The organism is Amycolatopsis sp. NPDC051061, assembly GCF_040682935.1.
Taxonomy (GTDB): Bacteria; Actinomycetota; Actinomycetes; order Mycobacteriales; family Pseudonocardiaceae; genus Amycolatopsis.
In genome coordinates this window covers 127309-150260 of the sequence record NZ_JBFBBZ010000022.1, presented here as the reverse complement: position 1 = coordinate 150260, position 22952 = coordinate 127309, and the positions used below count along the sequence as shown (strand labels likewise).

Here is a 22952-nt window from a genome sequence, read left to right as displayed (position 1 = left end):
GCGGGCATGTCGATGTAGGGCTGCTCGGCGATCGAGTGGGTCTGGCCGCCGAAGTTCCAGAACACCTGGCTGTCCGGGTACTTGCCGTTGGTCCGGTTGAGCACCTTCACGGTGAGCACGTTGCGCGCGGCCGGGATGCTCGCGGTGTCACCCCAGAACGAGTCGGGCGGGACGCCGGCGCCGGGCTGCGTGGTCCCGCCGCCGGTGCCGAACACCTGGAATTCCCACAGCGAGACGCCGTACGGGGTGGCCCGCGCGGTCGTGGCGACGCGCACGTACCGCCCGGCCCCGGTCACGTTCAGCGTCTGCGTGCCCCCGGTTCCGGTCGTCGTCTGGTACACAGTGGACCACGCGGATCCGTTGTCGGACAACTGGATCTGGTAGGCCGTGGCGTAGGCGGCTTCCCAGTTCAGCACGACGCGGCCGACGGTCGCCGCACCGCCGAGGTCGACTTGGATCCACTGTGGATCGCTGAACTGCGAGGACCAGCGGGTGCCGGTGTTGCCGTCCACCGCGGCGGACGCCGGCGTCCCGGCGTTCTCCACCGAGGACGCCGTGGCGGCCTTTCCTTGCGAAATAAGCGTGTCGGCGGCGTTCGCCGGCGGGGCGGCGAGGCCGAGCAAGGCGACTGCGAGAGCCGCCGCGAGCGTCGCCAAGCGGGTACCGGGTCCGCGGCGACTGCGCCGCGGCTGGGCGTTCGAGGGCATGGTTCCTCCCTGGCCGGGAAAGGGGCGGACCCGCCGCCGGTCAGGGGACGGCGTCGTCCGGCTCGCCCCCTGAGCGCCGGGCGGATGCCCTCGAGGGCCGGCGGGGGACGACGGTGAAAAGGTTCATACCACCGCCCCCGCCTGTCAACCCTTGACAGCCGGGCGCCGCGGAGCGATCCTCGGAACCGGTTCCACCTCGACCCCTCTGCGTGGCGCCGCCACCCGCTCGGAGGCCGGCTCACCGGGAGTCAGCCATGTCCAGCGGTGCCCTTCGCACGATCGACGCGCTCGGCGGAACGCTCCCGTCCGGACGCCGGAGGCCACCTCGACCGCGGCCGAGGTGGCCCCGCGGATCAGGCCGCGCGTTCGCCCGGTTCCGGCCTCGTTTCGGGCGGAACGACGACCGGGGTCACCGGCGCCCGGTCCCGGCCGATGCGCTGGGCCAGCACGTTGGCCGGCCGCTCGACCAGCACGTAGCTGATCGTCGCCGCCACGATGCTGCCGCCGAGGACGAAGGCCAGCAGAGGCCAGAAGCCCACCTGGCCGCGCAGGCCGACCAGCGAGTCCGGGACCTTGCCGAACACACTGCCGTTGCCGAACCACAGGTAGATCATCAGCAGGTGCCAGAGGTAGATCCCGTACGAGATCCGGCCGAGGAACCGGACCGGGCGGTTGGTGAGCACCCCGTCCATCAGCCGGGAGCGCACGCCCGGCACCGTGAGCGGCGCGACGATCAGCACCGCGAACACCGTGATGAACACCAGCGCCAGCATCTCCTGGGCGAGGGCGCCGTAGTCGCCCATGCCCGGGTGCCCGAAGAACTCCGGCAGGTTGACCACGTACACCCCCAGCGCCAGCAGCCAGCACAGGTTCGGGTGCCGGACGATCAACCGGTACACCGCCGGCGGCCGGTCCACGGCCTGCGAGTACGCCGACAGCGTGCCGAGGAACATCCCGGCGGCGAAGAGCGAGAAGTACCCGAACGGCCAGAACGACAGGTAGAACACGTCCGTGCCGAGCGCCGGCAGGTACGCCATCGCCGTCCAGGCGAACCCGATCAGGGTGAAGACCGCCAGCGGCAGCACCAGCCGGCGGGCGCGGGCGCCGGGCGTCGACGCCTTGCGCGCGTAGCGGCCGCCGATCCACGCCACCACCGGGATCAGCAGGTAGAACGTCATCTCGGCGGGCACCGTCCACGTCGGCTCCATGCCGGCCATGGAAATGCCGTCGGGCCAGAAGAAGTGGAAGAGCAGGAACGGCCGCAGCACGTACCAGACACCGTCGATGCTGCGCAGGTTCAGCAGCAGCAGGTCGGCGACCACGAGCAGGAAGTAGGCCGGCAGGATCCGCAGCGCCCGCCGGGTCAGGAACGAGCCGACGGCCGGCTTGGGCGCGCCCGTGATGACCGACCGGGCGAACCCGCGGAACAGCAGCATTCCGGAAAGGACGAACAACGGTCCCAGGCAGACGGCGAGCCCGTTGCTGACCAGGCCCCAGATTCCCGCGCCGGGCTGGCCCATCCACGCGCTGACGCCGCTGATGAAGGCGACGTGGTAGACGAGCACCCCGACCGCGGCGAGCCCGCGGACGCCGTCGAGCGTCGGGACGCGCACCTTCGTACCTGGTGCCGGTAGCGGCCCGGTGGGCCTGACTGCGTTCCCCATGATGAACCCCTTCGAAGTCCAGAGAAGCCCATCGTTGACGCCGGATGTCGGGGCGCTCATCTCCGTTGGTGCGGTCCACAAGGGAAAACCGCAGCTCGGAAGCTCACCGACCGGCCACAGAGGACGGTGGATATTTTCGCACCGAGTCCACTTCGGACAAAAGAGACGTCCCCGGTGCGAGGCACCGGGGACGTCCTTGGGAACCTGCGCCTCAGCCGGCGAAGAACTCCTCGAGCACCGGCGCCAGCACGTCCGGCGCCACGTCGTGGCCCTGTCCTTCGAGGGTCCGCTCCCGCGCGTCGGCCAGCACGCCGGCCAGCGCCTTGGCCGCGTTGTGCATCACCGGGCCGCTGGCGCCGCCGTCGGAGACCAGCACCGGGACCCGCACCCCGGCCCAGCGGTCGGCCGAGACCGAGCCGTCGCCCATCAGCGCCGAGTCGTAGACCAGGGTGTGCGCCACCGACTCGAAGCCCGGCCACATCGGCGCCCCGCGCATCTGCGAGACGAACTCCGGCGGCACGGCCGCACCGTGGACGAGGAAGTGCTCGACGGCGTCACCCGGACGCCCCGCCTCGACCAGCTCCACCAGCTTGTCGTGGTAGCCCTCGGGCAGCGGCGGGCGGAGGTTGTCGACGATGAACGGCGCCTCGTAGACCGCGACCTTGGCGACCTTCGCGGCCGGGAGCCGCGCCGCGGCGTCCAGCGCCAGCACCGCGCCGGAGGACATGCCGAACAGGGACGCGGTCCCGCCGGCGGCGTCGACGAGCGCCTCGATGTCCTCGACCTCGCGGTCGGTCGAATACGGCTTGGTGTCGCCGCTTTCGCCGCGGCCCCGGCGGTCGTAGTGGATCGCGCCGAACCGCTCGCCGAGCAGCTGCGCCAGCTGCGCGGTGCTCGGATCGAAGGCGCGGAACTGGAAGGCGCCGCCGACCAGGATGACCGGCGGCCCGTCGCCGTAACGGTCGTAGGCGATCTTGGTGCCGTCCTGGGACGTTACCTCACTCATGGACTTCCTCCTCGTTGCTACAGGACACTGAGCACCCCGCCGTCGACGCGCAGTGCCACACCGTTCACATAGGACGCTTCGGCCGAAACCAGGTAGCCGACCGCGTGCGCGACGTCCGACGGCGTGCCGAGCCGCCGGGCCGGGATCCGTTTGACCATGGCCGCTTCCAGCACCGCCGGATCGCGGCCGAGCGCCCGCGCGCGGTCCGCGGCGACGGTCCGGTACATCGTGGAGTCGACCGGGCCGGCAAGGATTTCGTTGGCGGTGACGCCGGAACCGGCGTAGTCGGCGACGACGCTCTGGCAGAGGCCGCGCAGCGCGCTCTTCGTCAGGTTGTAGGGCGCGTTCCCCGGCGCGGCCACCTGCCCGAAGATCGAGCTGAGGTAGACGATCCGGCCGTGGCCCGCCGCCGTCATGGCGGGCAGGCAGGCCTGCGTCAGCCGGACGGCGCTCAGCACGTTGACGGCGAGCGTCCGGCGCAGGGTGTCCGCCGGCACGTCCGCGAGCTTCTCCCGGCCGAGGTTCACCCCGGCGCAGCAGACGAGGACGTCGAATCCGCCCGGGGGCAGCACTTCGGCGTCGGTCAGCTCGTCTATCCGGGTGTAGTCCGCCTGGAACGGCTTCGCGCCGGTCTCGTCCGCGAGCGCGGTCGCGGCGTCGGTGCCCGAGCGGTACTGGAACCAGACCTCGTGGCCCGAGCCGGCCAGCGTGCGCACGACCTCGGCACCGAGATCTCCCGTGCCACCGGACACGAAGGCCCGATATCCCCGCTCTACCACGGCGTATCACGCTGCCACCGGCGCCGGGGCGCCGCATCTCCGAACGTGCTGCCCGCCGGTTCTTCCGGATTGCGGGACGCCGGGACGACAGCCGGGAAAGCCGCGATCGCGCCTACTCTGACCGAAACGGCTTTCGTACGAACTGGGGAATGACCGGCCATGCTCGAAAATGATTTCGCACCCGCACCACCGAACTATTCGACGTATCTCGTCCTGGACGAAATGCTCGCTACGCAGCGCCCGGTTTCCGGGGAGCACGACGAACTGTTGTTCATCGTCGTGCACCAGGTCTACGAGCTGTGGTTCAAGCAGCTGCTGCACGAGCTCGCCAAGCTCCAGTCCGATCTGGCCGGTGGCCGCGCCGCGCAAGCGTTGCACACCCTCCACCGCTGCCTGACCGTGCTGCGGCTCGCGGTGTCCCAAGTGGACGTCGTGGAGACGATGACCGCGCGGGACTTCGCGCGGTTCCGCGACGAGCTCGGCACCGGCAGTGGCCTGCAGTCGGCCCAGTTCCGCGAGCTGGAGGCCGTACTGGGCCGCCGTGACGGCCGCATCACCGACGGTCACCTCGCGGGCAGCGCCGACCGGCTGCGGATCGAGGCCGCACTGGCCCGACCGTCCCTTTTCGACACTTTTGTCGAGTTTCTCGCCACCCAGGGCTATCCGGTCCCGCTGCGCCGCGATCCGGCGGCGCCGCCCGAGCCGTCGGCGGCGGTGCAACGCGTGCTGGTGCGCGTTTACGACGACGACGGCCTGCCCGCGCAGCTCTGCGAGCGCCTGACCGACTTCGACCGCATCTGGCAGGAATGGCGCTACCGGCACGTGCGGCTCGTCGAACGAATGATCGGCACGCTGCCCGGGACCGGCGGCTCGGCCGGAGCGTCCTATCTGTACACAACATTGTTCAAGCCGGTTTTTCCCGATCTCTGGATTATCCGCGGGAATTTCTGACGAAGTCCGGGAGCGCACGAGCGAAGATGCCCGTCGCCCGGCGCCCCTCGCATACTCGAATTCGATCACCGCGGCTTCCGCGTGCGCGGGTGAGATCCTGGAGGACGTTCGTGCAGCCCGATATTCCCGGTGTCCCGGTTCCGCCCGGGATGGACGCGCTCGCCGCGACCGTGCGCACGGCGGAAGAAGAGCTTTCCCGGAGTCGCGTGGCCCGGCCGCCGGCCCGCCACGAGGCGGACTTCGACGCGCTGATCGCGGCGGACCTGAAGATCGAGCCCCGCGACTGGATGCCGGAGGGCTACCGCGCGGCGCTTGTGCGCCAGCTCGCACAGCACGCGCACTCCGAGGTCGTCGGGATGCAGCCCGAGGCGAACTGGATCACCCGCGCGCCCGACCTGGCGCGCAAGGCCATCCTGATCGCCAAGGTCCAGGACGAGGCCGGGCACGGGCTCTACCTCTATTCCGCGGCGGAGACGCTCGGCGTGTCACGCGCCGAACTGCTCGACGCGCTCCACAGTGGACGGCAGAAGTACCTGTCGTTCATCAACTACCCCACGCTGACTTGGGCCGACACCGGCGCGCTGGCCTGGCTCACCGACGGCGCGGCGGTCGTCAACCAGGTCACCCTCTGCCGGACGTCCTACGGCCCGTACGCGCGCGCGATGGTGCGCGTCTGCCGCGAAGAGTCCTTCCACCACCGGCAGGGCTTCGACTCGCTGCGCGCGCTGACCCACGGGACGCCGGCCCAGCGGAAGATGGCGCAGGACGCGGTCGACCGCTGGTGGTACCCGGCGCTGGCGATGTTCGGCCCGCCCGACGAGCACTCGACGCACTCGGCCCGGTCGATGGCCTGGCGGATCAAGCGCTGCGGCAACGACGAGCTGCGGCAGCGGTTCGTCGACCTCTGCGTGCCGCAGGCGGCGGCGCTCGGCGTCGAGCTGCCCGATCCCGCCCTGCGCCGGGACGCCGGAAGCGGGCACCACGTGTTCACCCCACCGGACTTCGCCGAGCTCAAGCGGGTCGTCGCCGGGCACGGCCCGTGCAACCGGCAGCGGCTGCGCCACCGGCGGGCCGCCCACGAGGACGGCGCGTGGGTCCGGGCGGCCGCGACGGCCTACGCCGCGAAGCGCCGTGAAGCCGTGGCGGTGGCCGCATGACCGGCGCGACGGGCGACTGGCCGCTGTGGGAGGTCTTCGTCCGGGCCCGGCGCGGCGTCACCCACGCTCACGTGGGGAGCCTGCACGCCGCGGACGCCACGCTGGCCCTGCAGCACGCCCTCCGGCAGGTCAGCACGAAACCCGCCGCTTCCTCGCCGGCGTCGAGCGCGAAGCCGCCGCTCATCCGGACCGATCCGCTCAGCACGCGCGCCCGGCAGGTGCCGCACACGCCGGTCTGGCACGAGTAGGGCAGCTCCGGCCGGACGGTCAGCGCGGCGTCCAGGATGGAGCCGGCGCCGCCCATGTCCACTGTGGACATGCGGCTGTCGTGCACGCCGCGGACCCGGCGGCCGGCGGCGGCGTCCGGGACGGGGGCCACCGGCGGGACCGCGAGTCCGAAGAGTTCCGTGTGGACGGCGCGGGCGGGCACGCCCAGGCCGAGCAGGGTCCGCCGGGCCGCCGTCGCGAGACCGTCGGGGCCGCACACGAACCACTCGCGGCCGGGGGCCGGCGTGCCGAGCCCGGCCAGCAGCCGGGGCAGGGTGGCCGCGTCCAGCCGTCCCGCGGCCAGGCCGGCGGCCCGCTGTTCGCGGGAGAACACGTGCACCAGGTGCAGCCGCCGGGCGTGGGAGTTCTTGAGGTCGGCCAGCTCCTCGGCGAACATCGCCGAATCCGTGGTGCGGTTGCCGTAGTAGACGGTGAACGTGCTGAACGGCTCGGCCCGCAGCACCGAGTCCACTATGGACAGGATCGGCGTGATCCCCGAACCGGCCGCGACGGCGCCGTAGCGACGCCGCCGTCCCGGATCGGGCGTCGTGCCGAAGGAGCCGACCGGCGGCAGGACGTCCAGCGCGTCCACCCCGGCCAGCCGGCCGGACACGGTGCCGCCGGGCACGATCCGGATGCCCAGGCGCAGGTGCCCGTGGCGGGCCAGGTCCTCCGGCGTGGAGCAGACCGAATAGGACCGGCGCAGCTGAAGTCGCCGTTGGGCAGTTCCACCAGCTGCGCGTTGCGGAACTCCGCCGGCTCGCGCAGGTAGGCCAGCCGGATCTCGCCAAGCGTGTCGAGAGCGTGCGGGCGGTGCTCGCGGCGACCGAGGCCGACGCGGAACAGCGGCGCATGCTGCCCGAAGAGGCCTTCGGCACGCTCGCCGAGGCGGGTCTGTTCCGGCTGGCGCTGCCCACCGAGCTCGGCGGCCTGGAAGTGCCGCCGCTCGTGGAGATGGAGGTCTACGAAGCGGTCAGCCGGGTGAACACGGCGGCCTGCTGGAACCTCTCGGCCGGCTGTCTCTACTCGTCGTGGGCCGCCGCCTACCTCGGCGACGAAGCGGTCCGCGAGATCTTCGGCTCCGGCGGGCCGGCCGTGGTCGCCGGCCAGGGACCGCCGCGCGGGACGGCCGTGGCCGCCGAGGGCGGCGTCCGGGTGACCGGCCGCTACGGCTTCGGCAGCGGCATGAGCCACGCGACCTGGGTGCTCGGCGGGTTCACCGCCCCGGCACCGGAGGAGGAGTGGCGCGCGTTCGTCGTCCCGAAGGAGCGGGTCGAAGTCCTCGACAACTGGCACGCCGTCGGGCTCGCCGGGTCCGGCAGCGTCGACTACGCGGTCCGGGACCTCTTCGTGCCCGATGGGTACTGGTTCCCCCTCGGCCGGCCGCGGCCCCTGCGGGGTGGGCCGCGGTTCGCCGCGCCGATCGCGGCCCAGGTCGCCGCGGCGCACTGCGGGGTCGCGCTCGGCGCGGGCGAACAGGCCCTCGACGCGGTCGTGTCCGCGGCCCGGTCCGCGGGCTCGCCGCTGGCCGCGCGCGGCGCGTTCCACCGGGACCTCGGCGAGGCCCACACCCGGCTGAGCGCGGCCCGCGACCACGCCGCGCGGCTGCTCGGCGCGCTCGGTGACCGGCTGCGATCGGGCCCCCGCCCGGACCGCCTGTTCGTGCAGCAGCTGGTCGCCGCCGAAACGTACGTGACCGAGGTGGCCACCGACGTCACGACGATGGCCTACCGGTACGCCGGCACCGCGGCGATCCGGCTGGACCACCCGCTGCAGCGGATCCTGCGCGACCTGCTGGTCGCGCTGCAGCACAAGTTCATCGCCGACACGAGCTACGACGTGCTCGGCACGACGCTGCTCGACGACGTCCGGCGCAGCGCCTGACCCCTAGGAAAGGAAGATCATGGGCAAACCCCAGAACACCGACGAATACCTGGCCAACCTGGCCGAACCGTTGCGGGAGATCGCGAACCGGCTGGCGAAGGTGATCGACGCGAACCTCCCCGACGCCCACGGGCTGCTCTACTACGGCCACCCGTGGTGGGGCCACAGCGAGACCCCGGGCAAGCAGCTCGTCACGTACCTGAAGGCGTACAAGGCTTACGTCACCTTCGGGTTCTGGCGCGGGCAGGCGATCTCGGACTCCTCCGGCCGCCTCGAACCCGGTTCGGGCGGCATGGGCCAGGTGAAGATCCGCTCGGTGGACGACATCGACGAGGCGCTGTTCGGCGACTGGCTGCGGCAGGCCGCCGCGCTGGAGCAGGCCGGCAACTGACCGACGACCGGGCCGATGGGGATCGGCCCGCTGGGGGAAGGACACCACATGGCACCGCTGCGCGCCGCCGACGTACCGGCCGAGTTCAACCTCGCCGAGCACTTCCTCGACCGCAACGAAGACGGGCGGACGGCGCTGCTCACCGCGGCCGGGCCGGTCAGCTACGGCGAGGTGAAGGCGCTGGCCAACCGGACCGGCCACGCGCTGCGGGAGCTGGGCGTCCGGCGGGGCGACCGGGTCCTGCTGGCGCTGGGCGACGGCGTGGAGTTCGTCGCGACCTGGTTCGGCGTGCAGAAGACCGGCGCCGTGACGGCCGAGGTGTACACCTTCCTCAAGCCCGCCGACTACCGGTACTACCTGGACTACAGCCGGCCGGCGGTCGTCGTCGCGGACGCGGCGACGCTGGGTCCGCTGCGCGCGGCGGGCGCCCGGAACCTGCTGGTCGTCGGCGTCGACCCGGAGTCGCTGCGGCCGGGCGAGCACGACTTCGCGGCGGTCACGGCGGACCGGCCGGCCACTTTGGAGGCCGCGGCGACGCGCAGCGACGACATCGCGCTGTGGCGGTTCACCACCGGCAGCACCGGCTCCCCCAAGGCGTGCCTGATCCGCGCGCGCAGCCCGCTGCTGAGCTTCGAGTGGTACGCGCGCGCCGTCATGGACATCCGGCCGGACGACGTCGTGCTGCCGGTGCCGAAGCTGTTCTTCGGCTACGCGAACAACATGGCGGTGACGTTCCCGTTCGGCATCGGCGCGGCGGGCGTCGTGTTCCCGGAACGCAGCACGGTGGACCGGATGTTCGCGCTGATCGCCCGGTACCGCCCCACGGTGCTGGTCAACGTCCCGACGATGATGAACGCGATGCTGGAGCACCCGGCCGCGGCGGAGCAGGACTTCGGCTCGCTGCGCCTGTGCGTCTCCGGCGGCGAGCTGCTGCCGCCGGACCTGCACCGAAGGTTCGCGGACACGTTCGGTGTGGACACGATCGACGGGATCGGCGCGTCCGAGACCTACCACGGCTACATCTCGAACTCCCCCGGCCGCTCCCGGCCCGGCACCCTCGGCGAGGTGCTCCCCGGCTACCGCGTCCGGGTGGTGGACGACGAGGGCACCGAGGTCCCCCGCGGCGCGACGGGCCGGCTGGAGGTGACCGGCGAGACGGTGGCGGCGGGCTACTGGCAGGCCCCGGAGAAGACGGCCGAAGCGTTCCCGGCCCCGGACACGGTCCGCACGAGCGACCTGGTGTCGCAGGACGCGGACGGCTTCTTCCACTACGAGGGCCGGGCGGACGACCTGCTGAAGGTGGGCGGCCTGTGGGTCTCCCCGACGGAGATCGAGAAGTGCCTGGCGACCCACCCGGCGGTCGTGGAGTGCGCGCTGGTCGGGTTCCGGCAGGACGGCCTCACCCGCACGCGGGCGTTCGTCGTCTCGCGGGGCGGGGTCTCCGGCGAGGAGCTGCAGCAGTACGTGAAGTCGCGGTTGTCGCCGCACAAGTACCCGCGCGAGGTCCGGTTCGTGCCCCGGCTGCCCCGGACCGCCTCGGGGAAGGTGGACCGGGCCGCCTTGCGGGGCGAAGAACTTCCGGAAGCGGCTTGAGCCCGGATCCTCACGCCACGAGGTCGGTCAGCACCGCGGCCGCCGCCCGCTGACCCGACACCAGGGCGCCCTGCACCGACGGCGTGTCGCGGTGATCACCGCAGACGTACCGCCCGGGCGCGACCCGCACCGGGCGTCGCAGCGGGGCGTCCGGGCCGAACACCGGCAGCGCCTTCGGGATCGCGTACGTCTTCAGCAGCTCCCACCCGCGCGTGTCCGTGTCGTAGATCCGCGCCAGCCGCTGCCGTACGCGTGGCTCCAGGCCGGGATCGGCGCGGTCGGGCACCGACGCGGCGATCAGCGCCGAGCCGGGCGGGGCGTAGCCCGCCGCCACCTCGCTGAGCACCGCGGTGTTGAGCAGCAGCTCGTCGAGGCCGTCGACCAGCAGGGTCGGCGACCGCAGCGGGCTCACCGCCGCGCGGTAGTAGAAGGTCGTCACCGCGTGCCAGCCCGGGGCCGCCACCCCGGGCAGCAGCCGCGCGGCCGTGTCGCCGTCGGTCGCCACCACCACGGCCCGCGCCGGCACGTCTTCGCCATCGCTGGTGCGCACGCCGCCTTCGGTGATCGAGTCCACCTCGACGCCCGTGCGGACCGGCAGCCCGGCGGCCAGCTGACGCGGCAGGGCCTGCATGCCCTCGGCCGGCAATGCGCCCCCGCCGCGCAGGAAGCTGCGCCAGATCAGGTGGAACATCCGCCCCGACGTCGCCAGGGCCGGGTCGAGGAACACCCCGGCGAGGAACGGCCGCAGCACCTCCTCGACGGTGGACCGCGTCAATCCCCAGCGCCGCAGCTCTTCGGCGGTACTGCGTCCGGTGCCGGTGCGGTCGGCCCTCAGCAGGTCCCGCGCCGCGAGCGCCGCCATCCGCGCGCTGTCGGCGGGCCGGCCCGCGACGAACCCCACGGCCCCGCGCACCGCCGGGAGGCCGTGCCACGGAGCGGCGAGCCACCGGCGCCCGGAGCCGGTCATCGCGATCGTGCCGCGCGTGAACGGCCGGGGCCGCAACGCGCCGACGTCGGCCAGCCGCCGCAGCGCCGGATAGGCGGGCAACAGCACCTGGAACCCGCGGTCGAGGCGGAACCCGTCGACGACGTCGGTGCGCACCCGGCCGCCGACGTCGTCGCCCGCCTCCAGCACCGTGACCTCCGCCCCGGCCCGGCGCAACCGCCGCGCCGCGCTCAACCCCGCCAGCCCGCCACCCACGACGACGACGTCCATCCCGGTCTCCCTCCGTCCGGCGGGGAGTGCCCGGATCGCCCGCCGCCAACCACCGGGGCGCCGGATCTGGCACGATCGGGCCGTGGCCAGGACGCGGCGGGGGCGAGCGCTCGCGATGGCGGCCGCCCTGCTCCTGGTGCTCGCCGCCTGCAGCTCCGGGTTCGGCGACCTCCGGCTGCGGATCGCCGCGGGCAACCCCGGCGGGGTCTACGACAAGCTCGCCCAGACCCTCGCCACCGCATGGGCGGCCGGCCTGGACATCGACCGGCCCACCGTGCTGCAGACCCAGGGCTCGCCCGACAACCTCGACCGGGTGCTCGCCGGCCACGCCGACGTCGCGTTCGTCGCGGCCGACGTCGCCGCCGACCGCTACAAGAACGACCCGCGGCTGGCCACCCTCGCCCGGATCCACGACGACTACCTGCACATCGTCGTGCGCACCGACTCCGACATCCGGACCGTCGAGCAGCTGCGGGGCCGCAAGATCGCGATCGGCTCGCCGTCCTCGGGCGTCGAGTACATCGCCAGCCGGCTGCTGGAGGCGACCGGCCTCGCCGGCTCGGTCACCACCAGCGCGCGCGGGCTCGACGACTCGGTCAAGGCGCTGCTGAACGGCGACATCGACGCGTTCTTCTGGTCCGGCGGCCTGCCGACGCCGGTACTGGCGCGGTACAACGACAAGCAGTCCCTGCGCCTGCTCGACATCGCCGACGTGATGCCGAAGATGCAGGAGGTCAACCAGGTCTACGGCACCGCGTCCATCCCGGCCAGCACCTACAACCAGCCGGGCCCGGTGACCACGCTGCTGGTACCGAACTTCCTGGTCGTCCCGAAGTCGATGAGCGACGACGTCGCCGAGGCGCTGGTCCGCGGCCTGTTCGACGCCCGCCAGCAGCTGGCGGTGGCCAACCCGGCGGCCCTGTCGATCGACGTCCACCCGGGCATCGAAACCCAGCCGATCCCCCTGCACCCCGGGGCACTGCGCTACTACCGGGCCAAGAAGACCTAGACGGCCGGGAACGTCATCGCGATCCGCAGGCCGCCGCCCTCGGGCAGGTCCAGCGTCAGCTCGCCGTCGGAATGCGCGGTCAGCTCGCTGACGATCGCCAGGCCCAGCCCCGACCCCGGCACGTTCTGGTGCGCCGGGCTGCGCCAGAACCGGTCCAGCGCGCGGTCGAGCTCGTCGGCCGGCAGCCCCGGCCCGTGGTCGCGGACCGACAGGCGCACCCGGTCGCCGTCGCGCTCGACCGCGACCCGGATCTCGGTGCCGGAAGCGGTGAACTTCAGCGCGTTGTCGAGCAGCGCGTCCAGGATCGTCTCGGCGCCGCGCGGCGGCACGCGCACCCGGGCGCCGTCGCCGGCCGGGTCGACGACCAGCCGCACGTCCCGGGCCTCGCCGACCACCGACCAGTCGGCGACCCGCTCGGCGACGACGTCGTCCAGCACCACCGGGTCCAGCTCGCCGCCGGACGCCTCGGCGCGGGCCATCGAGAGCAGGCCGTCCAGGATCTGGTGCAGCCGCCCGGCGTCGACGCGCGCGGCTTCCAGGTCGGCGGCGGACTGCTCGTCGGCGACGTGACCGTCGAGGTTCCCGAGCCGGATCTTGAGCGCGGTCAACGGGTTGCGCAGCTGGTGCGAGGCGTCGGCGACGAACGCGCGCTGCGCGGCGAGCGCACTCGACACGCTCTCGGCCATCCGGTCGAAGGAGCGCCCGAGCTGCCGCAGCTCCGGCGGGCCGCCGCCCTCGCCCACCGGCTCGGCCTCCCGCCCGCTGACCACCGAGGCCACCAGCGCGCCGGTCGCGTCGTCGAGCCGCTTCACCGGCTTCAGGGTCCACCGGACCACCGGGATCGCCACGGCCAGCGCGACCACGAAGGCGAGGATGCCGCCCGCGGCGAGCAGCAGCCACCACCACAGCACGGCGGCGCGCTCGGAGTCGGTGGCGGACACGGTCAGCACCGCTCCGCGCACCTCCCCGTCGGCGAGAATCGGTTCGGCGAGCACCAGCGGCGTCGAGTCCCACGGCATCAGCACGCCGGCGGGCTGCGACCGGCGGCCGGCCAGCGCCTCGTGGACGGGGTCGCTGATCCGCTCGTCGCCGAGGTCGATCCGCGCGGCGGCCGGGCCGAGCGAAGTGACGACCGGCTTGCCGTCCTGGTCGACGACGACCACCTGGACGCCGTACACCTCGGTGTAGCGGCGCACGTCGGGCTCGATCAGGTACGGCTTGTTGTCCAGCAGCGGCCGCTGCGCCAGCGACGCGAACCGGGCGGTGTCGGTGAGCCGGTCGAGGAACAGGTCCTGCTGAGCGCCCGCGGCGATCGAGCTGGCCAGCGGGATGCCGAGGCCGAACACCAGCAGCGCGACCAGGGTCAGCACGATGCCCTGCAGCCGGACGCGCACGCCCTCAGCTCCGAGCGGCCTGGCCGCCGAGCCGGTAACCGACCCCGCGCACCGTCTCGATCAGCGCCGGGCGGCCCAGCTTCGTCCGCAACGTCGCGACGTGGACGTCCAGCGACCGGCTCTCCGCGGGACCCCGGTGCCCCCACACCTCGGTGAGCACGTGCTCGCGCGAGCACACCGCCCCGCGCGCGCCCGCCACGAGCGCGAGCACCTGGAACTCCTTGCGGGACAAGGCGATCGCGCGCCCGTCGACCAGCACCTCGTGCCGGGCGAGGTCGACGCTGACGTCACCCACCTTGATGACCACCGGCTCGGTGACCGCGTGTTCCGGACGGCGACGGCGCACCGCCTCGACCCGGGCGAGCAGCTCCTCGACGTCGTAGGGCTTGACGAGGTAGTCGTCGGCGCCCGCGCGCAGGCCCCGGATCCGGTCGTCGACCTCGCCGCGGGCCGACACCACGATGATCGCGACGTCGCTGACCGCGCGGATCTGGGTGCACAGGGTCACGCCGTCGATGTCCGGCAGGCCGAGGTCCAGAAGGATGACGTCGACCTCGTGCACGCGCTCGAGCACCCCGGCGCCGGTGGCCAGCCGGGCGATCGCGAGGCCGCGGCGGGCCAGCGCCGGGATGAGCGCGCCCGCGACCCGGTCGTCGTCCTCCACCAGCAGCACCCGCACCCGTCCGCCTCCCATGGTGACCTGCTCCACCGGCCGGTAGCGCCGAACTCTAGGACCTCCCGGCGCCGGGCGCACGGGCCACCCGGACGGTCACGTTCGGTGACCATCCGGCGACCCGGGTGGCGGCCACCCCGATACCCCCCAAAATGGACATCGATACGCAGTTGAAACCCTAAGTATTGCTCAAGCGGCCTTGCCAGCCGGTGAAGCAACGGTAGGTTCTCGCCATCGCGTGGTGACCCACGCCGCATTCGAACGACCCTGGAGGCCAGATGACCGCGGAGGTGGCGGCGCCGATGATCAAGGCGTCCGCCGTGAACAAGTACTTCGGCGACCTGCACGTGCTCAGGGAGATCACGCTCGAGGTACCTCGCGGCCAGGTCGTGGTGGTGTTGGGACCGTCGGGGTCGGGCAAGTCGACCCTGTGCCGGGCGATCAACCGGCTCGAGCCGATCAACTCGGGCGAGATCGCCGTCGACGGCGTAGCGCTGCCCGCCGAGGGCAAGGCCCTGGCGGCCCTGCGGGCCGACGTCGGCATGGTGTTCCAGTCGTTCAACCTGTTCGCGCACAAGACGATCGTCGAGAACGTCATGCTGGCGCCGACGAAGGTCCGCAAGGCCTCGAAGGAAGACGCGCGCAAGACGGCGATGGAACTGCTGGAGCGCGTCGGCATCGCCGACCAGGCCGACAAGTACCCGGCGCAGCTTTCGGGTGGCCAGCAGCAGCGCGTCGCGATCGCGCGGGCGCTGGCGATGCGGCCCAAGGTCATGCTGTTCGACGAGCCGACCTCGGCGCTGGACCCGGAGATGGTCCAGGAGGTCCTCGACGTCATGACCGGCCTCGCCAAGGACGGCATGACGATGCTGGTCGTCACCCACGAGATGGGCTTCGCCCGCCGGGCAGCCGATCGGGTGATCTTCATGGCCGACGGCGAGATCGTCGAGGACACGACGCCGGAAGAGTTCTTCACCGCGCCGAAGAGCGAGCGCGCGAAGGACTTCCTCGGCAAGATCCTGACCCACTGAGAGAACGTTCCGCGCCGCCGTTCGCGTCGCGGGTGACGACACACAGGAGAGATTCACATGAGGATCCGCACCCTCGCGGTGGGACTGCTCGTCGGTGGTCTGACGTTGACCACCATGACCGCCTGCGGCAAGGAAGGCACGCCGACCACGCCGGGCTCGGGTGACCAGAGCGGCACGAACGCCGCCGCGCTGCCGACCTACCCGGTGGCGACCGGCGTCGACCTGGCCGGCTCCCCGGTGTTCGCGAAGATGAAGTCGGCGGGCGCGCTGACCGTCGGCGCCAAGGACGACCAGCCCGGCCTGGGCCAGAAGGACCCGACGACCGGCAAGTTCGGCGGCTTCGACATCGAGATCGCGAAGCTCGTCTCGGCCGGCCTCGGCTTCGACCCGGAGAAGATCACCTTCCGCACGGTCGACTCCGGCGCCCGCGAGCAGACGATCGCGAACGGCGACGTGAACTACTACGTCGGCACCTACTCGATCACCGACAAGCGCAAGGCGCTCGTCTCCTTCGCCGGCCCGTACTTCGTGGCCGGCCAGGACCTGCTGGTGCGCAAGGACGACGCGTCGATCACCAGCAAGGACACCCTCAAGGGCAAGAAGGTCTGCTCGGTCACCGGCTCGACCCCGATCCAGAAGGTCCGCCAGGACAACCTGACCGAGGCCGGCAACATCGTCGAGTTCCAGAAGTACTCGCAGTGCGTCGAGAAGCTGCTGTCGAAGGACGTCGACGCCGTCACGACCGACGACGCGATCCTCAAGGGCTACGCGGCCCAGGACTCCGAAAACCTGAAGGTCGTCGGCCAGCCCTTCTCCACGGAGAAGTACGGCATCGGCCTGAACAAGGACGACAAGGTCCTGCGCGACAAGGTCAACGAGCTCCTGCAGAAGGCGCTGGACGACGGCACCTGGGACAAGATCTACGCCGCGACGCTCGGCAAGTCCGGTTCGCCGGCCAAGAAGCCGACCCTCGAGAAGTACTGACCTGACACAAGGCCGGTGGATCGGGTTTCCCGGTCCACCGGCCTTCTCCATCCACCACCACTTCACCTGACCACGGCCGCGGGGAAGGCTCCATGGACGTCCTGCTCAACAACCTGGACCTGTTCGGTCCGTTCTTCCTCCGCACGATCGAACTGTTCGTGCTCTCCGCCGTCGGCAGCCTGATCTGGGGCACCATCCTGGCGATGCTGCGGGTGAGCCCGGTGCCCGTCTTCCGCGCCATCGGCACGGCGTACGTGACGATCGCCCGGAACACGCCGCTCACGCTGGTGTTCGCGTTCTTCGTGTTCGCCTACCCGCTGCTCGACATCGTCAAGGTCGACTACTTCCCGGCCGCGGTGATCGCGCTGACCATGTACACCTCGGCGTTCATCTGCGAGGTCGTGCGCTCGGGCATCAACACCGTGCCGGTCGGCCAGGCCGAGGCGGGCCGCGCGCTGGGGCTGACCTTCGGCCAGATCCTCGGCCAGGTCGTGCTGCCGCAGGCGCTGCGCTCGGTCGTGCCGCCGCTGATCAGCACCCTGATCGCGCTGCTGAAGAACACCACCATCGCCGCCGGTTTCTCGGTCGGCGAGGCCGGCGCGATCCGCGCGTACCTGTCCGAACGCGGTGAGAGCCAGCTGGTCGGCCTCCTGTGGGTGGCCCTCGGCTTCATCATCCTGGTCGCCGTGCTGTCGTTCGTCCAACGCAGCCTGGAGAAGCGCTGGAGCGTGGCCCGATGAGCAACGTCCTGTTCGACGTCCCGGGCCCGAAGGCCCGGCTGCGGTACCGGACCTACGCGGTCGTCGGCACCCTCGTCGTCGCCGCGTTCATCGGCTACATCGGGTGGCGGTTCTACGACAGCGGCCAGTTCACCGCCCGCAAGTGGGAGTGGCTGCAGTACTCGCAGGTCCAGTCGGACCTCGCCAACGCGGTGCTCCAGACGCTCGAAGCGTTCGCGGCGGCGGCCGTGCTGGCCCTGGTCTTCGGGGCGATCTTCGCGGCCGGGCGGCTGTCCGACCACGCGTGGATCCGCGGGATCGCCGGGTTCGTCGTCGAGTTCTTCCGCGCCATCCCGGCGCTGATCCTGATGTTCCTGTTCTACTTCGGCCTGCCGACGCTCGGCGTGCCGACGACGCCGTTCCTCGGCGTGGTGTTCGGCCTGACGCTGTACAACGGCTCGGTGCTCGCGGAGGTCTTCCGCGCGGGCATCCAGTCGCTGCCGAAGGGCCAGAGCGAAGCTGCGTACGCCCTGGGCATGCGCAAGACGCAGGTCATGTTCCTGGTGCTGCTGCCCCAGGCGATCCGGGCGATGCTGCCGACGATCATCAGCCAGCTCGTCGTGCTGCTCAAGGACACCGCGCTCGGCTTCATCATCACGTTCCAGGAGCTGCTGTACTACGCGCGCTACATCGGCTCGCAGGGCGCGTTCGGCCGGCCGATCGTGCCGTCGACGATCGTGGCGACCGGCATCTACGTCGTGATGTGCCTGCTGCTGACGGCGCTGGCGACGTACCTGGAGCGGCGCAACCGGCGCAGCAAGAAGGTCGTGGGCACCACCCCGCCGACGGCGGCGCAGGAAGCCGTCGCCGCGTCCGCCTGAGTCACCCTTGGCGAGGCCCCCGGGATCCGTCCCGGGGGCCTTGTCCTGTCCCGGGGTCTCCCCTAGCGTCGGGTCCATGGGTGTCGCACTGGTGACCGGGAGTTCACGAGGGCTGGGCCGGACCATCGCCCGGCGGCTGGCCCGCGACGGGTTCGCGGTGGCGGTGAACGCGCTGCACGACGATCCCGACCTCGAGACCGCCGCGGAGGGCGTCCTCGCCGAAGGCGGCAAGGCCGCCGCCTTCGCCGCCGACGTGACCGACCGGCACCAGGTCGGCGAGCTGGTCGACGCGGTGACGGCGTTGCTGGGCCCGATCAGCGTCCTGGTCCTCAACGCCACGGGCCCGCAGCCGGACGTCTTCCTGTCCGAAGTGGACTGGCCGGACCACCTGGGTCACCTGGACTTCTTCGTGCAGTCGCCGGTGCTGCTGGGCCACGCGGTGCTGCCGGGCATGCGCGCTCGCGGCTACGGCCGGATTATCCACATCGACTCCGAGGTCGCCGAGCGCCCGCCACCCGGCCGCTCGGCGTACGCCACGGCCAAGGCGGCCCAGGTTGGCCTGGCCCGCGCGTGGGCCCGCGAACTGGCCCCGGACGGCATCACGGTCAACTCGGTGGCGCCGGGCTTCGTCCCGGTCGAGCGCCACGCGGAGGTCCCGGAAGCCGAGCGCGAGGCCTACCTTTCGGGGGTGCCGGTGGGCCGGCTGGGCACCCCGGAGGACGTCGCGGCGGCGGTGAGCTTCTTCGCGTCGAAGGACACGGGCTTCATCACCGGCCAGCGCCTCCTGGTCGACGGCGGCCGCGCCCTCGGCTGATCCCGCGCCGGTCAGGTCGCCTTCCGCCGGTTGACCTGCAGCACCCCCAGCACCGCGAGGACGAGCACCAGGGCCAGCGCGAGCGCCGTCCACATCGCGACGTGCAGCTGAAGCAGCCCGCCCGCGAACGCGCCCGCCAGCATCGCGCCCACGGCGGCCACCTTCCGCAGCGGGTGCGCCCCCTCGCCGCCGGCGACCTTCGAGTCCGCCGCGAAGCCCGTCAGCGTCATCGTCAGGACCGTCGTCGTCAGGTCGGGCGCACCGATCCGGCGGACGGCCGCGTTCTGCAGGCCCATCGCCACGCCCAGCACGACGATCAGCAGCTCGCTGCCCGGCCGCGTGCCGCTGCCGAGGGTCGCCGCCAGCACCACCGCCACCGCGATCAAGGCCGCCTGGGCCAGGGTCGCCTGGCGGAGGGTGTCGTGGTCGTCCTCGCGGCGGGCCAGCCGCCCGCCGGCGAGCGCGCCCGCCAGGAACGCCAGCACCGCCGTCAGCGACGCGAGCACCGACAGCGTCGCCTCCCCCGCCGCCGCGAACCCGAGGAAGACGACGTTGCCGGTCATGTTGGCCACGAACACCCGGCCCAGCCCGAGGAAGCTGACGGCGTCGACGACCCCGGTCACGACGGTCAGCGTCAGCAGCAGGGCGGCCAGGTCCCGCGGTTTCGGTTCAGCCATGCGCGCAGTCAACCACCGCGCGGGTCAGCGCGCGGTGCCCGAGCGCGTCGGTGCTGTCGACGAACTGGTCGCTCGCCCCGATCAGCAGCTCGAACGACGTCCCGGCGAGCAGCGGCGGGGCGGGACGTCATGAAAGGGTCGTTCATGACGTCGCCAACCCCCGCCCAACGTCGCGAATGACTCATTCGGGACCTCCGGCGCCCCCAATGACTCATTCGCGACACCCGACTCGCATGCTTCCCCACGATTCCGGTGGCCCGAACAGATTTTCGATCGCGCGGCCCTTTACAGAGAAATCCGCTACTGGCTTACTAACTGGCGAAGCGCTCTTCGTCGTGCGAAGCTGCTTCGCAGCACTTCGCGAGCGGAATCCGTTGTCACACAGGCGGAACACTGACCTCCTTGCGGTGAATCCCTGCGCGGCTTGGGGTGTTTTGTCGGGGGTCGCCTCTACCGTGCGGGCATGACCGAAAAGAGCACGGTGCGCACCCGCGAAATGGCCGTGGAGCTGAAGGCACAACGTGAACTGAAGCAGCTGACGCTGCGAGAGGTGGCCCGTCGCGCGGACTGGTCGGCCTCGAAGGTGTCGGCGTGGGAGAACGGTCGCCGCATCGCGCCGATCGACGCGGCGATCTACCTCGCCCACTGCGGCACCAAGGCCACCGAACGCTCGAGGCTCCTCGAACTGGCGAAGCCGCCGGGCGACCTGTACTGGGTACGCCCGTACTTCGACAAGCTCGTCGACCCGATGAAGTCCCTCATCATCCAGGAAAACCTCGCGGACAAGATCGTCTACTACAGTCCGGCCGCCCTCCCCGGGATGTTGCAGACGGAGGAGTACGTCCGCACCTGCTTCGAACTGACCGGGCGCTACACCACCGAGCGCTTGGGTGTACTGACGCGAGCGCGCGTCGATCGGCAGCACCTGCTCCAACGCCGGGAAGCGGCCAGCTGCACCTTCTTCGTGCACGAGCGGGCACTGCGCTCGGTCGTGGGCGGGCCGGAACTCATGCACGAGCAGCTGCAGAACCTCGTCCTCACCACGAATCTGCCGCATTGCGTCATTCGCGTGGTGCCGGAGTCGGACCCGACGTTCCGGGTGCTCACCACGACGTTCACCGTCATGGAGTTCCCCGAACACCCGCCGGTGGTCTACGAAGAGACCTACACCGCCGGGCTGTTCGTGGACGACCGCGTCGCCGTCGAAGCGTTCTACATCCTCGTGACGCGGCTGGAACAGGCGGCGCTTTCCGAGGGACAATCGAGGGACTGGCTCGTCCGGTTCGCGGACGGGTACGAACGCATGAGGGAGTGATCCATGACGCCCCACGGCCGGACCTGGTTCAAGAGCAGCTACAGCGAAGGGCAGGAGCACCAGACTTGCGTGGAGATCGCGCTACACGAGACCGGCACCGCGGTCCGTGACTCCAAGGCCCCGGAGGCCGGGCACCTCACCGTCCCCCACCGGGCGTGGTCCGGACTCCTCACCTCGCTTCGCTGACCCGTTTCCCGTCGTGCCAGACGGCACGAACCCGGCCCGGCAAGTCCGTCACGTCCAGGTCCGGGCCGTCGAGCAGCACGACGTCCGCGCGCAGGCCCGGCTCGACACGGCCACGGTCGTCGTCGAGCCGGAGCAGGCGGGCCGCCTCGGACGTGGCTGCCTTCAAGGCCGCCGCGTCGCCGAGGACTTCGGCCAGCAACCGCAGCTCGGTCGTCAAGTCGACATGGGGCCGCGGGGCGAGGTCGGAACCCGCCGCGATCCGGACGCCCGCCTCCACCGCGAGGCGCAGCGAACGCCGGTGCGCGCCGGCGAAGTCGGTGTCGCTCATCGGCGACAGCGTCGGCACGTACCAGGCGTTCGCCAGGGCCGCGACGGCGTCGTCGTCGAGGAACGTGCCGTGCTCGATGCTGCGCACGCCGGCGCGGGCCGCCGACACCACCGCCGCCGCCGTGTGCGCGTGGGCCAGCACGTCGCGGCCGCAGCGGCCGGCCTCGTCGACCACGGCGGCGAGCTCGTCGTCGGTCGGGCGGACGTCCACGCCCGCGCGGACCGCCCGCATCGAGCCGCTCGCGCCGAGCTTGATCCAGTCGGCGCCCGCCCGCACCATCCGGCGCACGGCCGCGCGGGCGGCGTCCGGCCCGTCGAACAGCGGGTCCGGCAGCGACGGGTCGCCGTAGTTGTCGACGGCGCCCGCGGCCGGGTCCCACGGGTCGCCGAGCCCGCCGGTCTGCCCCAGCTGACGCAGGCTGACCAGCAGGTCCGGTCCGGTGACCCACCCCTGAGCGAGCGCGTGCTTGAACCCGGCGTCGGCGCCCCAAGCGTCCCGCACGGTGGTGATCCCGCGCGCCAGCAGCCGGCGCAGCACCGGCACGGCCTCGAGGATGCGCGCGCTGCGCGGCAGCGACTCGGGCCGCCGGAACGCGACGTGCACGTGACAGTCGATGAGCCCGGGGATCAGCAGCCCACCGGAACAGTCGACCCGCTCCTCACCGTCGAGGCCCAGGCCGACCTCGGCGATCCGCGAGCCGTCCAGCCGGACGTCCGCGCGGGTCGTCTCGCCGGTTTCGGGGTCGAACACGCGCGCTCCGGCGAGCAGCGTCACGCGAGTTCCTTGCGGTAGATGAGGAAATCGCACGGCGTGGCCAGCGACGGCGCGAGGTGCGGGTAGTCCGCGGCGAGGTCGGCGCGGTGCGTGACGCGGTAGCCGAGCCGGTCGTACCACTCCCCGAGGAACTGCTTCGCCGGATGCGTCCACTCCCGCGGCACGAGCAGTTCCAGCTGCATCTCGCGGCAGCCCGCGTCCCGGCTCGCCCGCTCGGCGAACGTCACGAGGTCCCGCCCGATGCCGAGCCCACGCCGCGCCGGGTCGGCCGCGAGCATACCGAACTCGCCGGTCGCCTCGTCGAGCCGCTGGATGCGCACCGATCCGGCGAGGTCACCGTCCACGAAGACCGCGGCGATCTCCCCGGCCCGCACGAAGCCGGCCACCTCGTCGGTGGACGTCCGGTCGGTGCTGCCGAGCCAGAGCCCCTTCTCGGACTCGGCGTAGACCTGGTTGACGAGAGCGGTGACCCGCGCGATCACCGCGTGGTCAGCCTCGGACGGCAAGAACTCGATTCCCCGACGCGATTCGGCTTCCACGAGATCTCATCCT

24 protein-coding genes and 2 pseudogenes are annotated in these 22952 nt (G+C 71.9%); 15 read left to right on the top strand and 11 right to left on the bottom strand.

The features are described from left to right. Positions 1 to 182 precede the first annotated feature (182 nt). The 4 genes and pseudogenes from AB0N03_RS28195 to AB0N03_RS28180 all read right to left on the bottom strand — a co-directional run. Positions 183 to 707, bottom strand: a pseudogene (locus AB0N03_RS28195) (discoidin domain-containing protein); the annotation flags it as partial. A gap of 353 nt (positions 708 to 1060) precedes the next feature. After that, entirely contained in the window at positions 1061 to 2320 is a 1260-nt protein-coding gene (locus tag AB0N03_RS28190) for an acyltransferase (RefSeq protein ID WP_364377620.1), read from the bottom strand. Positions 2321 to 2582: 262 nt separating this feature from the next. Continuing rightward, positions 2583 to 3377, bottom strand: a complete 795-nt coding sequence (locus AB0N03_RS28185; protein ID WP_364377618.1) for an alpha/beta hydrolase — start codon at positions 3375 to 3377, stop codon at positions 2583 to 2585. Between the two features lie 17 nt (positions 3378 to 3394). Beyond that, on the bottom strand, positions 3395 to 4129 hold the full coding sequence (locus AB0N03_RS28180) for an SDR family oxidoreductase (protein ID WP_364377616.1): 735 nt from the start codon (positions 4127 to 4129) through the stop codon (positions 3395 to 3397). 186 nt (positions 4130 to 4315) lie between these two features. Here AB0N03_RS28180 and AB0N03_RS28175 point away from each other — a divergent pair, with 186 nt between their 5' ends. From AB0N03_RS28175 to paaB, 3 genes and pseudogenes are all read left to right on the top strand, one after another. Then, on the top strand, positions 4316 to 5107 hold the full coding sequence (locus AB0N03_RS28175; RefSeq protein ID WP_364377615.1) for a tryptophan 2,3-dioxygenase family protein: 792 nt from the start codon (positions 4316 to 4318) through the stop codon (positions 5105 to 5107). A 110-nt stretch (positions 5108 to 5217) separates the two neighbouring features. Continuing rightward, positions 5218 to 6264 carry a 1,2-phenylacetyl-CoA epoxidase subunit PaaA gene (gene paaA, locus AB0N03_RS28170; protein ID WP_364377613.1) on the top strand — a complete coding sequence of 349 codons (1047 nt, stop codon included), beginning with the start codon at positions 5218 to 5220 and terminating at the stop codon, positions 6262 to 6264. Further along, positions 6261 to 6383, top strand: a pseudogene (gene paaB, locus AB0N03_RS28165) (1,2-phenylacetyl-CoA epoxidase subunit B); the annotation flags it as partial. The gene paaA and the pseudogene paaB, both read left to right, overlap by 4 nt. Here paaB and AB0N03_RS28160 read toward each other — a convergent pair. After that, positions 6332 to 7123, bottom strand: coding sequence for a 2Fe-2S iron-sulfur cluster-binding protein (locus AB0N03_RS28160; protein WP_364377679.1), 792 nt, complete (start codon positions 7121 to 7123; stop codon positions 6332 to 6334). The pseudogene paaB and the gene AB0N03_RS28160 sit on opposite strands and share 52 nt — an antisense overlap. Positions 7124 to 7344: 221 nt before the next feature. Here AB0N03_RS28160 and AB0N03_RS28155 point away from each other — a divergent pair, with 221 nt between their 5' ends. The 3 genes from AB0N03_RS28155 to AB0N03_RS28145 are packed head-to-tail and all read left to right on the top strand — an operon-like array spanning position 7345 to position 10399. Beyond that, a complete protein-coding gene (locus AB0N03_RS28155; RefSeq protein ID WP_364377611.1) occupies positions 7345 to 8415 on the top strand; it encodes an acyl-CoA dehydrogenase family protein in 1071 nt (356 codons plus the stop codon). 19 nt (positions 8416 to 8434) lie between these two features. Continuing rightward, positions 8435 to 8806: a DUF1801 domain-containing protein gene (locus tag AB0N03_RS28150; protein ID WP_364377609.1), complete on the top strand. Its 372-nt coding sequence runs from the start codon at positions 8435 to 8437 to the stop codon at positions 8804 to 8806. A gap of 48 nt (positions 8807 to 8854) precedes the next feature. Next, positions 8855 to 10399 carry a benzoate-CoA ligase family protein gene (locus AB0N03_RS28145; protein ID WP_364377607.1) on the top strand — a complete coding sequence of 515 codons (1545 nt, stop codon included), beginning with the start codon at positions 8855 to 8857 and terminating at the stop codon, positions 10397 to 10399. Between the two features lie 10 nt (positions 10400 to 10409). Here the strand turns inward: AB0N03_RS28145 and AB0N03_RS28140 are convergent, their stop codons facing one another. Next, entirely contained in the window at positions 10410 to 11615 is a 1206-nt protein-coding gene (locus AB0N03_RS28140; protein WP_364377605.1) for an NAD(P)/FAD-dependent oxidoreductase, read from the bottom strand. A gap of 82 nt (positions 11616 to 11697) precedes the next feature. Between AB0N03_RS28140 and AB0N03_RS28135 the strand changes: the two genes are divergently transcribed. Continuing rightward, on the top strand, positions 11698 to 12624 hold the full coding sequence (locus tag AB0N03_RS28135; RefSeq protein ID WP_364377603.1) for a TAXI family TRAP transporter solute-binding subunit: 927 nt from the start codon (positions 11698 to 11700) through the stop codon (positions 12622 to 12624). Here AB0N03_RS28135 and AB0N03_RS28130 read toward each other — a convergent pair. Both AB0N03_RS28130 and AB0N03_RS28125 read right to left on the bottom strand, forming a co-directional pair. After that, positions 12621 to 14018, bottom strand: coding sequence for a HAMP domain-containing sensor histidine kinase (locus AB0N03_RS28130; RefSeq protein ID WP_364377602.1), 1398 nt, complete (start codon positions 14016 to 14018; stop codon positions 12621 to 12623). The two genes, AB0N03_RS28135 and AB0N03_RS28130, sit on opposite strands and share 4 nt — an antisense overlap. Positions 14019 to 14022: 4 nt before the next feature. Further along, positions 14023 to 14697: a response regulator transcription factor gene (locus AB0N03_RS28125; RefSeq protein ID WP_364377677.1), complete on the bottom strand. Its 675-nt coding sequence runs from the start codon at positions 14695 to 14697 to the stop codon at positions 14023 to 14025. A 296-nt stretch (positions 14698 to 14993) separates the two neighbouring features. Here AB0N03_RS28125 and AB0N03_RS28120 point away from each other — a divergent pair, with 296 nt between their 5' ends. From AB0N03_RS28120 to AB0N03_RS28100, 5 genes are all read left to right on the top strand, one after another. Continuing rightward, positions 14994 to 15722, top strand: a complete 729-nt coding sequence (locus tag AB0N03_RS28120) for an amino acid ABC transporter ATP-binding protein (protein ID WP_364377675.1) — start codon at positions 14994 to 14996, stop codon at positions 15720 to 15722. A gap of 57 nt (positions 15723 to 15779) precedes the next feature. After that, positions 15780 to 16706, top strand: a complete 927-nt coding sequence (locus AB0N03_RS28115) for a glutamate ABC transporter substrate-binding protein (RefSeq protein ID WP_364377600.1) — start codon at positions 15780 to 15782, stop codon at positions 16704 to 16706. Positions 16707 to 16798: 92 nt separating this feature from the next. Next, entirely contained in the window at positions 16799 to 17446 is a 648-nt protein-coding gene (locus AB0N03_RS28110) for an amino acid ABC transporter permease (RefSeq protein WP_364377598.1), read from the top strand. Then, positions 17443 to 18306, top strand: coding sequence for an amino acid ABC transporter permease (locus AB0N03_RS28105; protein ID WP_364377596.1), 864 nt, complete (start codon positions 17443 to 17445; stop codon positions 18304 to 18306). Before AB0N03_RS28110 ends, AB0N03_RS28105 begins: the two co-directional genes overlap by 4 nt. A 76-nt stretch (positions 18307 to 18382) precedes the next feature. Next, positions 18383 to 19120 (top strand): SDR family oxidoreductase, encoded by a 738-nt coding sequence (locus AB0N03_RS28100; RefSeq protein WP_364377594.1) that lies wholly within the window; start codon positions 18383 to 18385, stop codon positions 19118 to 19120. An 11-nt stretch (positions 19121 to 19131) separates the two neighbouring features. Here the strand turns inward: AB0N03_RS28100 and AB0N03_RS28095 are convergent, their stop codons facing one another. Continuing rightward, a complete protein-coding gene (locus AB0N03_RS28095) occupies positions 19132 to 19797 on the bottom strand; it encodes a YoaK family protein (RefSeq protein ID WP_364377592.1) in 666 nt (221 codons plus the stop codon). Between AB0N03_RS28095 and AB0N03_RS28090 the strand changes: the two genes are divergently transcribed. The 3 genes from AB0N03_RS28090 (at position 19796) to AB0N03_RS28080 (ending at position 21298) form a co-directional block, all read left to right on the top strand. After that, positions 19796 to 19930 carry a hypothetical protein gene (locus AB0N03_RS28090; protein WP_364377590.1) on the top strand — a complete coding sequence of 45 codons (135 nt, stop codon included), beginning with the start codon at positions 19796 to 19798 and terminating at the stop codon, positions 19928 to 19930. The two genes, AB0N03_RS28095 and AB0N03_RS28090, sit on opposite strands and share 2 nt — an antisense overlap. Before the next feature lie 330 nt (positions 19931 to 20260). Beyond that, the gene (locus AB0N03_RS28085; RefSeq protein ID WP_364377588.1) at positions 20261 to 21112 is read left to right on the top strand and encodes a helix-turn-helix transcriptional regulator; all 852 of its coding nucleotides are present in this window, start codon (positions 20261 to 20263) and stop codon (positions 21110 to 21112) included. Between the two features lie 3 nt (positions 21113 to 21115). Next, positions 21116 to 21298, top strand: a complete 183-nt coding sequence (locus tag AB0N03_RS28080; RefSeq protein ID WP_364377586.1) for a DUF397 domain-containing protein — start codon at positions 21116 to 21118, stop codon at positions 21296 to 21298. On the opposite strand, the gene AB0N03_RS28075 is transcribed toward AB0N03_RS28080, so the two are convergent. After that, positions 21282 to 22400: an amidohydrolase family protein gene (locus tag AB0N03_RS28075; protein ID WP_364377584.1), complete on the bottom strand. Its 1119-nt coding sequence runs from the start codon at positions 22398 to 22400 to the stop codon at positions 21282 to 21284. The genes AB0N03_RS28080 and AB0N03_RS28075 overlap by 17 nt on opposite strands. Continuing rightward, positions 22397 to 22906, bottom strand: a complete 510-nt coding sequence (locus AB0N03_RS28070) for a GNAT family N-acetyltransferase (RefSeq protein WP_364377582.1) — start codon at positions 22904 to 22906, stop codon at positions 22397 to 22399. The genes AB0N03_RS28075 and AB0N03_RS28070 overlap by 4 nt, the downstream gene beginning before the upstream one ends. Positions 22907 to 22952: the final 46 nt, after the last annotated feature.

Excerpts from the sequence above, each read along its gene's own strand:
- AB0N03_RS28115 (WP_364377600.1), top strand. The coding sequence starts at position 15,780 with ATGAGGATCCGCACCCTCGCGGTGGGACTGCTCGTCGGTGGTCTGACG.
- AB0N03_RS28150 (WP_364377609.1), top strand. The coding sequence starts at position 8,435 with ATGGGCAAACCCCAGAACACCGACGAATACCTGGCCAACCTGGCCGAA.
- AB0N03_RS28090 (WP_364377590.1), top strand. The coding sequence starts at position 19,796 with ATGCGCGCAGTCAACCACCGCGCGGGTCAGCGCGCGGTGCCCGAGCGC.
- AB0N03_RS28185 (WP_364377618.1), bottom strand. The coding sequence starts at position 3,377 with ATGAGTGAGGTAACGTCCCAGGACGGCACCAAGATCGCCTACGACCGT.
- AB0N03_RS28100 (WP_364377594.1), top strand. The coding sequence starts at position 18,383 with ATGGGTGTCGCACTGGTGACCGGGAGTTCACGAGGGCTGGGCCGGACC.
- AB0N03_RS28140 (WP_364377605.1), bottom strand. The coding sequence starts at position 11,615 with ATGGACGTCGTCGTCGTGGGTGGCGGGCTGGCGGGGTTGAGCGCGGCG.
- AB0N03_RS28175 (WP_364377615.1), top strand. The coding sequence starts at position 4,316 with ATGCTCGAAAATGATTTCGCACCCGCACCACCGAACTATTCGACGTAT.
- AB0N03_RS28105 (WP_364377596.1), top strand. The coding sequence starts at position 17,443 with ATGAGCAACGTCCTGTTCGACGTCCCGGGCCCGAAGGCCCGGCTGCGG.
- AB0N03_RS28080 (WP_364377586.1), top strand. The coding sequence starts at position 21,116 with ATGACGCCCCACGGCCGGACCTGGTTCAAGAGCAGCTACAGCGAAGGG.
- AB0N03_RS28110 (WP_364377598.1), top strand. The coding sequence starts at position 16,799 with ATGGACGTCCTGCTCAACAACCTGGACCTGTTCGGTCCGTTCTTCCTC.
- AB0N03_RS28120 (WP_364377675.1), top strand. The coding sequence starts at position 14,994 with ATGATCAAGGCGTCCGCCGTGAACAAGTACTTCGGCGACCTGCACGTG.
- AB0N03_RS28085 (WP_364377588.1), top strand. The coding sequence starts at position 20,261 with ATGACCGAAAAGAGCACGGTGCGCACCCGCGAAATGGCCGTGGAGCTG.
- AB0N03_RS28095 (WP_364377592.1), bottom strand. The coding sequence starts at position 19,797 with ATGGCTGAACCGAAACCGCGGGACCTGGCCGCCCTGCTGCTGACGCTG.
- AB0N03_RS28145 (WP_364377607.1), top strand. The coding sequence starts at position 8,855 with ATGGCACCGCTGCGCGCCGCCGACGTACCGGCCGAGTTCAACCTCGCC.